Annotated in this window: 10 protein-coding genes; 7 read left to right on the forward strand and 3 right to left on the reverse strand. The window is 63.4% G+C overall.

The window, feature by feature from the left end:
* Nucleotides 1-16: 16 nt before the first annotated feature.
* The 5 genes from lolA to purF all read left to right on the forward strand — a co-directional run bounded on the left by lolA (nt 17) and on the right by purF (nt 5814).
* A complete protein-coding gene (gene lolA, locus J9893_RS11595) occupies nt 17-625 on the forward strand; it encodes an outer membrane lipoprotein chaperone LolA (protein WP_039039163.1) in 609 nt (202 codons plus the stop codon).
* Between the two features lie 67 nt (nt 626-692).
* Entirely contained in the window at nt 693-2030 is a 1338-nt protein-coding gene (locus tag J9893_RS11600; protein WP_282597914.1) for a replication-associated recombination protein A, read from the forward strand.
* Between the two features lie 282 nt (nt 2031-2312).
* Entirely contained in the window at nt 2313-3608 is a 1296-nt protein-coding gene (gene serS, locus J9893_RS11605) for a serine--tRNA ligase (RefSeq protein WP_210600484.1), read from the forward strand.
* Between the two features lie 175 nt (nt 3609-3783).
* On the forward strand, nt 3784-4275 hold the full coding sequence (locus J9893_RS11610; RefSeq protein ID WP_010674522.1) for a CvpA family protein: 492 nt from the start codon (nt 3784-3786) through the stop codon (nt 4273-4275).
* Nucleotides 4276-4293: 18 nt separating this feature from the next.
* Entirely contained in the window at nt 4294-5814 is a 1521-nt protein-coding gene (gene purF, locus J9893_RS11615; RefSeq protein WP_010674523.1) for an amidophosphoribosyltransferase, read from the forward strand.
* Between the two features lie 89 nt (nt 5815-5903).
* On the opposite strand, the gene J9893_RS11620 is transcribed toward purF, so the two are convergent.
* Together J9893_RS11620 and ascF are read right to left on the reverse strand one after the other, a co-directional pair.
* Nucleotides 5904-7334: a 6-phospho-beta-glucosidase gene (locus tag J9893_RS11620; RefSeq protein WP_210600486.1), complete on the reverse strand. Its 1431-nt coding sequence runs from the start codon at nt 7332-7334 to the stop codon at nt 5904-5906.
* A 31-nt stretch (nt 7335-7365) separates the two neighbouring features.
* Entirely contained in the window at nt 7366-8820 is a 1455-nt protein-coding gene (gene ascF, locus J9893_RS11625) for a PTS cellobiose/arbutin/salicin transporter subunit IIBC (protein ID WP_139737209.1), read from the reverse strand.
* A 253-nt stretch (nt 8821-9073) separates the two neighbouring features.
* Between ascF and J9893_RS11630 the strand changes: the two genes are divergently transcribed.
* Together J9893_RS11630 and miaE are read left to right on the forward strand one after the other, a co-directional pair.
* The gene (locus J9893_RS11630; protein WP_210600488.1) at nt 9074-10084 is read left to right on the forward strand and encodes a LacI family DNA-binding transcriptional regulator; all 1011 of its coding nucleotides are present in this window, start codon (nt 9074-9076) and stop codon (nt 10082-10084) included.
* A gap of 93 nt (nt 10085-10177) precedes the next feature.
* On the forward strand, nt 10178-10936 hold the full coding sequence (gene miaE / locus J9893_RS11635; protein WP_042016277.1) for a tRNA isopentenyl-2-thiomethyl-A-37 hydroxylase MiaE: 759 nt from the start codon (nt 10178-10180) through the stop codon (nt 10934-10936).
* 138 nt (nt 10937-11074) lie between these two features.
* Here the strand turns inward: miaE and J9893_RS11640 are convergent, their stop codons facing one another.
* Nucleotides 11075-11860, reverse strand: coding sequence for an ABC transporter ATP-binding protein (locus tag J9893_RS11640; RefSeq protein ID WP_039039015.1), 786 nt, complete (start codon nt 11858-11860; stop codon nt 11075-11077).
* Nucleotides 11861-11885: the final 25 nt, after the last annotated feature.

Here is an 11885-nt window from a genome sequence, read left to right on the forward strand (position 1 = left end):
CCCTATGAAGAGCCTGATGAAAAAACAACTGTTGATGGGTTCCATTCTGCTGGTTGCCAGCAGCCAGGTGTGGGCCGATGCGGCCAGCGATCTCAAGGAGAAGCTCTCCTCCGTCAATGTCTTCTCCGCGACGTTTGCCCAGACCGTCTATGACAGCAAGGGCAAGGAGCTGCAAAAGGCGAGCGGCTCCCTGCTGGTGCAGCGACCCAACCGCTTCAACTGGCACACTACCTCCCCGGACGAGAGTCTGATCGTGGCCGATGGCAAGGATGTGTGGGTGTACGATCCCTTCGTCGAGCAGGTCACCGCCCTCAAGATGAAGGATGCGGTGCTCAACACCCCCTTCGTGCTCATCGCGGGCAACGACAACAGCCTCTGGAAGAACTATGACGTGACCCAGGAAGGGGATGTCTATACCGTCACCAGCCGCAACAAGGACGAGCTGATCGCCTCCTTTCGCATCACCTTCGACCGTCAGAACAACATCAGTCGCTTCGACGTGAAAGAGGCGCAAGGGCAGTGGAGCGAGTTCACTCTGAGCAGCTTCAACCGCAAGCCGGTGCTCAAGGGCAACGAATTTGTCTTCAAGATCCCGAAGGGGGTCGAGCTGGACGACCAGCGCTGATGAGCCAGCCGATACCGGCGTTATCGTCTGACCGGGTGTTGTTTATGACCGATCAGATGCAAGGTCAATGCAGATGAACAATTTATCCCTGGATTTCTCCTCGGACTTTCGTCCGCTGGCGGCCCGGATGCGGCCGCAAACCCTCGAGCAGTACATCGGCCAGCAGCATATCCTGGGGCCGGACAAGCCCCTGCGAAAAGCGATCCTGGCGGGGCACTGCCACTCCATGATCCTCTGGGGGCCCCCCGGCACCGGCAAGACCACGCTGGCAGAACTGGTTGCCCACTACTGCCAGGCGGAGGTGGAGCGGCTCTCGGCGGTCACCTCCGGCATCAAGGAGATCCGCGCGGCCCTCGACAAGGCGAAGGAGAACGGCTGGCGCGGGGTGCGCACCATCCTGTTCGTGGATGAAGTCCACCGCTTCAACAAGAGCCAGCAGGATGTCTTCCTGCCCCACATCGAAGACGGCACCATCACCTTCATCGGCGCCACCACCGAGAACCCCTCGTTCGAGCTCAACAATGCGCTGCTCTCCCGGGCCCGGGTCTATCTGCTCAAGAGGCTGGAGGAGCAGGACATCCTCGCCATGATCGATCAGGCGATGCAGGACCCGCGCGGTCTCAATGACCCTAGCCTGCGCTTTGCCCCCGGGGCCAAGGAGGCGCTGGCGAAAGCCGTGGACGGGGACGGGCGCAAGTCTCTGAACTATCTGGAGCTCCTGGCCGACATGGCCGAGGCCGACAGCTCAGGGGCGCGGGTGATCGACAGTACCCTGCTCGCCGCCGTGGTGGGGGAGCACGTGGCCCGTTTCGACAAGGGCGGCGATCACTTTTACGACCTCATCTCGGCGGTGCACAAGTCCATTCGCGGCTCGGCACCGGATGCGGCCCTCTACTGGTATGCCCGCATGGTGAGCGCCGGCTGCGATCCCCTCTACATCGCCCGCCGCTTGCTGGCGATTGCCTCGGAAGACGTGGGCAACGCCGATCCCCGTGCCATGCAGGTGGCGCTCTCGGCCTGGGACTGCTTCCATCGCATCGGCCCGGCGGAAGGGGAGCGGGCCATCGCCCAGGCCATCGTCTACCTCGCCTGCGCCCCCAAGAGCAATGCGGTCTACACCGCCTGGAAGGCGGCGCTTCACGACGCCAAGAACCTGCCGGACTTCGAGGTGCCGCCGCACCTTCGCAATGCCCCGACCAAGCTCATGAGCGAGCTGGGCTACGGCGCCGAGTATCGCTACGCCCACGACGAGCCGGGGGCCTATGCCGCCGGCGAGCAGTACTTCCCCCCGGAGCTTGCCGGCAAGCAGTACTATCAACCCACCGAGCGGGGGCTTGAGAAGCAGATAGCCCAGAAGCTCGACTATCTGCATGAGCTGGACAAGCAGAGCCCGCGCAAGCGATAGGAAAGGCCTCCAAGCTCCTTGCCCGGAAAAGGGCACGGCCAGGGCATCAGGGGAGGGGGTTCCCGGCAAAAACGGGCGCAATAGTCCCTGTTCGGGCGGGGGGGCGGTCTGCTACACTGCCCGTCTGACCCCGGTTGTCTAGGCCTTGCACCATCTTCTTGATTTCGAAGGCCCGATTCCGAAGGCAAAGGGGTGCGCCAACCGATGTTAACTTCCGGATCTGTTTCCCAACCCGGTCACGATGACCCGGGCCCAGATCCCATTAAAAAAAGTAGGTAAACCATGCTGGATCCCAAATATCTGCGCAGCGACATCACCGAAGCTGCCGCTCGTCTGGCGACACGTGGCTACGTTCTGGACGTAGCGGCGGTCAATGTTCTGGAAGAGAAACGCAAGGATCTGCAGTCCCGCACCCAGGAGCTGCAGGCCGAGCGCAACGCCCGCTCCAAGTCCATCGGTGAGGCTGCCCGTCGTGGTGAAGATGTTGCCCCCCTCAAGGCCGAGGTGACCAAGATCAACGACGAGCTCGAGACCAGCAAGGTCGAACTGGAGGCCCTGCTGGCCCAGCTCAAGGGGATCGCCGACGCCATCCCCAACCTGCCGAGCGAGACCACCCCGGTGGGCCGTGACGAGAACGACAACGTGGAGGTCCGCCGCTGGGGCACTCCCCGTGAGTTCGATTTCCCGGTGCGCGATCACATCGATCTGGGTGAGGCGGCCAAGGGGGTCGACTTCAAGAACGGCGTCAAGCTCTCCGGCGCCCGTTTCGTGGTCATGAAGGGCCAGATTGCCCGTCTGCACCGCGCCCTGGCCCAGTTCATGCTGGACCTGCACACCCAGCAGCACGGCTACACCGAGTGCTACGTGCCCTATCTGGTCAACCCGGACAGCCTGTACGGCACCGGCCAGCTGCCCAAGTTCTCCCAGGATCTCTTCAATACCGGCATCGAAGGGGAAGGGGAAGACGAAGGCAAGGTGCGCAAGTTCTCCCTCATCCCGACCTCCGAAGTGCCGCTCACCAACATGGCCCGTGACGAGATCTTCGACGAGCAGGAGCTGCCCATCAAGATGACCGCCCACAGCCCCTGCTTCCGCTCCGAAGCGGGCTCCTACGGTCGTGATACTCGTGGCCTCATCCGTATGCACCAGTTCGACAAGGTCGAGATGGTGCAACTGGTGCACCCGGAAAAATCCTGGGATGCCCTGGAAGAGATGGTGGGTCACGCCGAGAAGGTGCTGCAACTGCTGGAGCTGCCGTATCGCGTGATGGCGCTTTCCACCGGTGACATGGGCTTCTGCGCCGCCAAGACCTACGATCTGGAAGTGTGGCTGCCGGCCCAGAACACCTATCGCGAGATCTCCTCCGTCTCCAACTGCACCGACTTCCAGGCGCGCCGCATGCAGGCTCGCGTGCGCATCGACGGCAAACCGCAGCTCATTCACACCCTGAATGGTTCCGGTCTGGCGGTGGGTCGTACCCTGGTGGCCGTGCTCGAGAACTACCAGCAGGCAGATGGCCGCATCGCCATCCCGGCTGCGCTGCAATCCTACATGGGCGGCCTGACCCACATCGGGTAAGCGCTCGTTGCAGACGACAACGCCATGGCATGCCATGGCGTTGTGCATTCTGGGCCCGGGAAACCCGCCGCAAGGGGAAGGGATAGCTCCCTTCGGGCCTGTAACACAATTTTATCAAGCATTGCGCAATCGTTTTTGTTAGACTGCGCCGCAATTTCGCAGGACATCTTTTTCTATGGTCTGGATTGATTACGCCATCATCGGCATCGTCGGTTTCTCCGCCCTCATCAGCCTGGTGCGCGGCTTTCTCAAGGAGGCCATGTCTCTGGTCACCTGGTTCGTCGCCTTTTTCATTGCCAGCCATTTCTATCCTGATCTCGCCGTCTATTTCACCTCTTTCTCCGATGCCATGGTTCGCAACGGTCTGGCCATCGCCGCCCTGTTCGTGGCGACCCTGATCCTCGGCAGCGTGGTGAACTACGTGGTGGGCCTGCTGGTGGAAAAGACCGGGCTTTCCGGCACCGACAGGGTGCTCGGGGTCTGTTTTGGCGCCATTCGCGGGGTGCTGATCGTCAGCGCCCTGCTGTTTTTCATGGATACCTTCACCAGCCTCTCCCAGAGCGACTGGTGGGTGGCGTCCAGGCTGGTGCCGGAGTTCAAGCCGGTGATCCAGTGGTTTTTCGGGTTCATGATGAACTCGTCCAGTTTTCTTCAACAGGTACAGTGACTTCGAGGTAGCAAAGACATGTGCGGTATTGTCGGTATAGTTGGCACCACCCCCGTCAATCAGGCCCTCTACGACGCCTTGACGGTGTTGCAGCACAGGGGACAGGATGCCGCCGGGATCGTGACCATTGACAGTGGAAACTTCCGGCAACGCAAGGCCAACGGTCTGGTGAAGGATGTGTTTGAAGTGCGCCACATGCAGCGCCTGAAAGGGAATATCGGCATCGGACACGTCCGTTATCCCACCGCAGGCAGCTCCAGTGCGGCAGAGGCGCAGCCGTTTTACGTGAACTCCCCCTACGGCATGGTGCTGGCCCACAACGGCAACCTCACCAACGCCAAGGAGCTCAAGGAGCAGCAGTTCAAGGTGGCCCGCCGCCACATCAACACCACCTCGGACTCCGAAGTGCTGTTGAATGTGCTGGCCCACGAGCTGGACTTGTGCGACAAGATGGCGCTGCGCCCGGAAGATATCTTCTCGGCGGTGCGCAAGGTGCACCAGCAGATCCGCGGCGCCTATGCCGTGGTCTCTCTGGTGATCGGCCACGGTCTCATCGGCTTTCGCGACCCCAACGGCATTCGCCCGCTGATCCTGGGTCGCCGGGTCGACGAGCAGGGGCAGGTGGAGTACATGCTCGCCTCCGAGAGCGTGGCCCTCGATGCCATCGGCTTCGAGACGGTGCGTGACGTCGCCCCGGGCGAGGCCATCTACATCACCGAGCAGGGCCAGCTCTTCTCCGAGCAGTGTGCGGAGAACCCGCAGATGAACCCCTGCATCTTCGAATACGTCTACTTCGCCCGTCCCGACTCCTTCATCGACAAGGTCTCCGTCTATGCCGCCCGCCTCAACATGGGTCGCAAGCTGGGCCAGAAGATCGCACGGGAGTGGGACGATCTCGACGTGGACGTGGTCATCCCCATCCCCGAGACCTCCTGCGACGTGGCACTGGAAATCGCCCACACCCTGGGCCTTCCGTACCGTCAGGGCTTCGTGAAGAACCGCTACATCGGCCGTACCTTCATCATGCCGGGTCAGACCCAGCGCAAGAAGTCGGTGCGCCGCAAGCTCAACGCCATCAGCTCCGAATTCAAGGGCAAGAAGGTGTTGCTGGTGGACGACTCCATCGTGCGGGGCACCACCTCCGAGCAGATCATCCAGATGGCCCGTGAAGCGGGGGCCGCCAAGGTCTACTTCGCCTCGGCCGCACCGGAAATTCGCTTCCCCAACGTCTACGGCATCGACATGCCCACCGCCAACGAGCTCATTGCCCATGGCCGTGAAGTGGAAGAGGTGTGCAAGCTTATCGGTGCTGACGGCCTCATCTTCCAGGATCTGGAAGATCTGGAAGAGGCGGTGCGGGAGATCAACCCCGAGCTGCGCCACTTCGAGACCTCGGTCTTCAACGGTCACTATGTGACCTCCGACGTGGATCAGGGTTATCTGGACCACCTCAATGCCCTGCGCAGCGACGACAACAAGGCCGTGCGCGAGTGGCAGGAAGGGACCAGCAACCTCGAGATCTTCAACGAAGGCAGTTAAACGTTTTCAGATTGCCAGCGTGATGAACAACAGGGGGGCCTCGGCCCCCCTGTTGCATGGATGCGCCTTGCGGCGAAACTGAGGGGGCCTCAGGCCAGATCCTCCCCGTTGCTCGCGATCACCTTCTTGTACCACCAGAACGACTTCTTGCGCCGGCGGGCCAGGGTGCCATGGCCGGCGTCGTCCCGGTCCACGTGGACGAAGCCATAGCGCTTGCTCATCTCGCCGGTGGAGGCGGAGACGAGATCGATGCAGCCCCAGCTGGTGTACCCCATCAGGGGCACGCCGTCCTCGATGGCGTCCCCCATGGCCTCGATGTGGGCGCGCAGGTAGTCGATGCGGTAGTCGTCCTCTATCTCCTCTTGCTCGTTCATTTCGTCCACCGCCCCCAGGCCGTTTTCCACCAGGAAGAGCGGCTTCTGGTAGCGATCGTGCAAGGTGTTGAGGGTGATGCGAAGGCCCAGGGGATCGATGCCCCAGCCCCACTCGCTCACCTCGATGTGGGGATTGCGCAGGGACTTGACCACGTTGGCCTCGCTGGTGTTGCCCGCATTCATGTCGGCGGCGGCGCAGCGGGAGGCGTAGTAGCTGAAGGAGACGAAATCCACGGTGTGCCTGAGGATCTCGTCATCTTCCGGCTCCTTCACCAGGGTGATCCCCTTGTCACGAAACACCCTCTGCGCATAGGCCGGATAGGCGCCCCTGGCCTGTACGTCGATGAAGAGGAGGTTCTCCCGATCTTTCTGGAGGGCGGTCCAGACGTCGGCGGGCTTGCAGGAGTAGGGGTAGAAGTTGCCCCCCGCCAGCATGCAGCCCACCTGGTTGGCCGGGTTCACCTCGTGGGCGATCCGGGTCGCCAGGGCGCTGGCCACCAGCTCGTGGTGGGCGGCCTGATACTTCACCTGATCCTGGTGCTCCCCTTGCTCGAACACCAGCCCCGCCCCGGAGAAGGGGCTGTGCAGCAGGATGTTGATCTCGTTGAAGGTGAGCCAGTACTTCACCAGGCCGTCGAACTGCTCGAAGCAGGTGCGGGCGTAGCGGGTGAAAAACTCCACCATCTGGCGGTTGCGCCAGGAGCCGTACTCGGTCACCAGGTGCATGGGCACATCGAAGTGGCACAGGGTCACCAGGGGCTCGATGTTGTACTTTCTGCACTCCTCGAACACCGCGCGGTAGAAGGCGATGCCCTCGGCATTGGGCTCGCGCTCGTCCCCCCTGGGGTAGAGACGGGCCCAGGCGATGGAGGTGCGAAACACGGTGAAGCCCATCTCGGCCATCAGGGCGATGTCCTCCCGATAGCGGTGATAGAAATCGATAGCCCCGTGGCTTGGGTAGAACTCGTCATCTTGCAGGGTGATGCGCTTCTCCTGGCCGAGTTTGACCGCCATGCGGCGCGGGCCATGGGGGATCATGTCTACCGTGGTCAGCCCCTTGCCCCCCTCGAGATAGCCGCCCTCCGCCTGATTGGCGGCCAGGGCACCGCCCCAGAGAAAGCCCTCGGGAAATCTTGTTAACGACATTGGTTACCTCTTGTCATGTCTGAATGGGGTGTCACAGCCCGGCCTGTGCCTGGCTGGTGGCGACGGGTTGCACGGGCTCGGCGCGGGGGGCCGGGCTCTCGACCGGGATGTCCTCGAACCCCATCACCAGGGTCAGCACGAAGGAGAGCACCACCGAGAGGGCCATCACGCCGAACACCCAGGCGATGGTCATGGGGTTGGCCGGATCGAAGAACTGCACGCTGGTAAAGAGCCCGGGGGCGGCCATGGAGTGGCTGGCGAGCCCCGCCATGCCGGCGACGGCGCCGCAGACAAAGCCGCTGATGAGGCTCGCGATGAGCGGACGCTTGAGGCGCAGGGCCACACCGTAGAGCGCGGGTTCGGAGATCCCCGCCATGATGGCGGAGGCGGCCGCCGCGAGCGCCGTCTGGCGCAGTTCCGGGTTACGGGTGCGCCAGGCCACCGCCAGGGACGAGCCGCCAAGAGAGAGATTGGCGCCGATTTCGGAGGGCATCACCATGCCTTCCTTGCCGGTCTCGGCGATGGTCTGGATGATGGTCGGGGTGAAGACGCGGTGCATGCCGGTCATCACCAGCAGGGGCCAGAGCGCCCCCATGATGGCCACCGACAGCCAGCCCAGGTAGTCGTGGACCGTGTAGACCAGGCCGGAGATGGCGGTGCCAATCCAGATGCCGACGGGGCCGATGAAGAGGATGGCCAGCGGCGCCGCGATCAGCACGATCAGCATGGGTTTGAGGAAGTTCTTGGTGACCGCCGGAGTGATGCGGTCGACCCAGCCCTCGATGTAGGAGAGGCACCAGGTCATCACCAGCGCCGGAATGACGGTGTAGGTGTATTTGACCGCGGTCACCGGGACCAGGGCGAAGGTCACCTGCTCCCCTTCGGCGGCTCTGGCCATCAGCTCGATGAAGCTGGGGTGCACCAGCACGCCTGCGATGGCGATGGCCAGGGACATGTTGGTCTTGAACTTGACGGCGGCGGAGGCGGCCACCATCAGGGGCAGGAAGAAGAAGGCCCCATCCCCGGCCACCGTGAGGATGGTGAGGGTCGAGGAGCCTTTCTCCAGCACGCCGGTCATCTCCAGCACCATGGCCAGCAGCTTGAGCATGGAGCCGCCGATGATGGCCGGGATGAGGGGGGACATGGTGCCGATCAGGGCGTCGAGGATGGCGGCGCCCATGCGGCGCAGGCTCCAGCCAGCGGAAACTTCCGGAAGCGGAGTCTGCCCGCCGCCCTGGGGCAGCAGGGCCAGCACCTCGCGATAGGCGTGGGAGACGGTGTTGCCGATGATCACCTGACACTGGTTGTCCGCCTGCACCACCCCGAGCACGCCCGTGATCGCCTTGAGGGCAGGGCCATTGACCCGGGCGGGATCGCCGAGCACAAAGCGCAGCCGCGTCATGCAGTGGGTCACGGCGACGACGTTGTCGGCGCCGCCGAGTGCGGTGATGACGGTACCGGCCAGAGCCGCATAGTTTTTTGACATCGAGGTAGATCCTTTTCACCAAGTGGGCCTGCTCGCCCCCGCCGCCGCGAAGGGCGGGAACGCGCATGAAACTGAGTGTGGAACCGGTTCCACGTAGAGTGCGCGGCCTGAGCGCGGGAGACAAGCATCTTGTGCAGCGAGCGTCCGGATCCGTGAATGGCATCACTGAACCCGGGCCTGCACGCCATTCGTGCGACGACAAGCCGGGGGCGGTGCAGTACACTGCGCCCCGTTACGAGCAAGGGAGAACACAATGACGACGATGCTGGAGGTGGCAAGGCGGGCAGGGGTGTCGAAGGCGACGGTCTCCCGGGTGTTGTCGGGCAACGGTTACACCAGCCAGGAGACCCGGGACCGGGTGCAGCAGGCCATCGAGGAGTGCGGCTATCGCCCCAACCTGGTGGCGAGGCAGCTGGCGACCAGGCACACCCGGACCCTGGGACTGGTGGTCACCAACACCCTCTACCACGGCGTCTACTTCGGCGAGCTGCTCTCCCAGGTGGCGCGGATGACAGAGGATCGCGGGCGCCAGCTCATACTGGCGGACGGCAAGCACAGCGCCGACGAGGAGCGCCAGGCCATCCAGTATCTGCTCGATTCCCGTTGCGATGGCGTCATCATCTATCCACGTTTTCTTGGGGTGGAGGAGATGGACGAGATCATCGAGCAGCATGAGCAGCCCATCATGGTGCTCAACCGGCGTCTGAGCCGCCATCCGGCCCACTGCGTCTATGCGGATCAGCAGGCGGCGGCGGAGGCGGTGGTGGAGAAGCTGGTGGCCATGGGGCACAGGGAGATCGCCTTCATTGCAGGCTCTGCGGATTCCCCCACCGGCGCCGAGCGCCTGGCCGGTTACCGGCAGGCGCTGATCCGGCACGGCATCCCCGTGCAGGAGACCTTGATCGCCCCCGGCAAATGGACCCCCGCCTGTGGCGCGGCCGCCGTCTCGACCTTGCTGGCGCGAGGCGCTCGCTTCAGCGCCCTGGTGGCCAGCAACGATGACATGGCGATCGGGGCCATCAAACGGCTGCACGAAGCCGGTGTGATGGTGCCTGACGAGGTCTCGGTGGTGGGGTTTGACGACATCCCCCTGGCCCCTTACGTCATTCCCGCGCTGTCGAGCGTCAAGATGCCGGTGAACGGGATGATCCAGGAGACCATCAACCGCCTGATCACCATGGTGGAGGAGGGGAGCCGGGACGCACTGCCCGCCTTCAGCGGCACCCTGATCCGCCGTGACTCCCTCAGGCGTCTGACGGGCTGAGCCATGATGGCGGTGGGCAGGCCGGGCGGGATCCGTTAGCATAGGCCCCCCGGCGCCAGGCGCCGCGTGTCGTATCAACAGATGAGAGTTCAGATGGATGACCTGTTAGCCCCCGTTCGCCAGTTCCTGCATTGCGAGACCCCGGATGAGTGGGTGGAAATGGCGCGGGATCCCGCCCAGTTGCCGACCCTGCTTATCGATCACGCCAACTGCGAGAACAAGGCGGCACTCACCGCCCACAGCCTGGTGCGCCGCTACTGCCTGCCCAAGGAGAAGCGTCACCTGCTGCCCAAGCTGACCTTCTACCGGGAGCTCGATGCCTTGCCGGAGAAGGCGGAGATCCTCGGCAAGCGCACCATGGGCGAATCAGACAGGAGCGTGTTTGCCGAGCTGGAGCGCAATCCCCTGCTGTTCCCCATGGTGCGCCTCATCCAGGAGGAGCTGCACCACTTCGAGCAGGTGCTGGAGATCATGGCCGCACGGGGCATCCCCTATGGTCCCGTCACCGCCTCCCGCTATGCCCGCAGCCTGCTGACCCATGTGCGCACCTACGAGCCGGCGGCCGTGGTGGACAAGATGATCATCGGTGCCTATATCGAAGCGCGATCCTGCGAGCGTTTTGCCAGGCTGGCCCCTCATCTGGACGAGGAGCTTGGCCGCTTCTATGTCTCCCTGCTGCGCTCGGAGGCGCGTCACTATCAGGACTACCTGGCCCTGGCACAGACGTTCGCAGACGAAGACATCAGCGAGCGGGTGGCCTTCTTCGGTCGCCTGGAGGCCGAGCTCATCTGTTCGCCGGATCCGCAATTCCGGTTCCATAGCGGACTGCCTGTCAGATCTGACAGTTGTTGAGGTGACGGGGGCTGCCTACCATTCCCCTGTTCCTACTACGAGCGACGCAATCACTTTTTGAGCGCAATCCCCCGGCGACTGATGAGACATCAGGCCGGGTTTTTTTATGTCTGGCACAAGGGGAAACGCGCCGCGGGATCAGCGGCGGTATTCGTTGTTGTAGTTCTGAATGAGGCGGCGGGTGACGTCGTGCTGGGGGTCGGCGAAGACCCGCAAGGTCTTGCCGCGCTCCACCACACGCCCTTCGTGCATCACCAGCACCTCGTCGCTGATGTGGCTCACGATCCCCAGATCGTTGGCCACCAGCACATAGCTCAGCCCCATGGTCTCCTGCATCTCCAGCAGCAGGTTGATGATCTGGGAGCGTACCGAAATATCCAGGGTCGAGAGCGCCTCGTCCGCCACCACTATCTTGGGATTGAGGATGAGCGCCCGTGCCAGCCCCACCCGCTGCTGCTGGCCGGCGGAGAGCATCTGGGGATAGAAGAGGGCGTGGTCGGGCAGCATGCCCACCATGCGCAGGGTCTGGATCACCTTCTCCCGGCGCTCCTCCTCGCTCAGGGCCGTGTTGAGGCGAAGGGGGGTCTCCAGGATCTGGCCGACCCGGATTTTCCGGTTAAGGGAGGTGTTGGGGTCCTGGAAGATCATCCGCAGCAGCTTGCAGCGTGTCTGGTAATCGCCGTGGACCATGGGTTGCCCCTCGATGGCGATCTCCCCGCCGCTCGGTTCAATCATGCCCGCCAGAATGCGGGCCAGGGTGCTCTTGCCCGAGCCCGCCTCCCCGACGATGGCCAGGGTCTGGCCCACCTCGAGATCGAACGAGAGGGGCTTTATCGCCTCCACCGCGCGGCGCCTGAACAGGCCGGTGCGGTTCTGGTAGGTCTTGCACAGGCCCCTGACCTGCAACAGGGAAGGTTCGGTCACGACGTGGTCTCCTTGGGTGTGCTCG

The sequence above is a fragment of the Aeromonas sp. MaB10011B genome, assembly GCF_017939325.1.
Classification (GTDB): Bacteria; Pseudomonadota; Gammaproteobacteria; order Enterobacterales; family Aeromonadaceae; genus Aeromonas; species Aeromonas caviae.

What these genes read in the sequence shown, in the direction of transcription:
- J9893_RS11620 (WP_210600486.1), bottom strand. Translation starts at nt 7,334, where the DNA reads ATGTCGTTAACAAGATTTCCCGAGGGCTTTCTCTGGGGCGGTGCCCTG.
- serS (WP_210600484.1), top strand. Translation starts at nt 2,313, where the DNA reads ATGCTGGATCCCAAATATCTGCGCAGCGACATCACCGAAGCTGCCGCT.
- ascF (WP_139737209.1), bottom strand. Translation starts at nt 8,820, where the DNA reads ATGTCAAAAAACTATGCGGCTCTGGCCGGTACCGTCATCACCGCACTC.
- J9893_RS11630 (WP_210600488.1), top strand. Translation starts at nt 9,074, where the DNA reads ATGACGACGATGCTGGAGGTGGCAAGGCGGGCAGGGGTGTCGAAGGCG.
- J9893_RS11600 (WP_282597914.1), top strand. Translation starts at nt 693, where the DNA reads ATGCAGATGAACAATTTATCCCTGGATTTCTCCTCGGACTTTCGTCCG.
- J9893_RS11610 (WP_010674522.1), top strand. Translation starts at nt 3,784, where the DNA reads ATGGTCTGGATTGATTACGCCATCATCGGCATCGTCGGTTTCTCCGCC.
- lolA (WP_039039163.1), top strand. Translation starts at nt 17, where the DNA reads ATGAAAAAACAACTGTTGATGGGTTCCATTCTGCTGGTTGCCAGCAGC.
- purF (WP_010674523.1), top strand. Translation starts at nt 4,294, where the DNA reads ATGTGCGGTATTGTCGGTATAGTTGGCACCACCCCCGTCAATCAGGCC.
- miaE (WP_042016277.1), top strand. Translation starts at nt 10,178, where the DNA reads ATGGATGACCTGTTAGCCCCCGTTCGCCAGTTCCTGCATTGCGAGACC.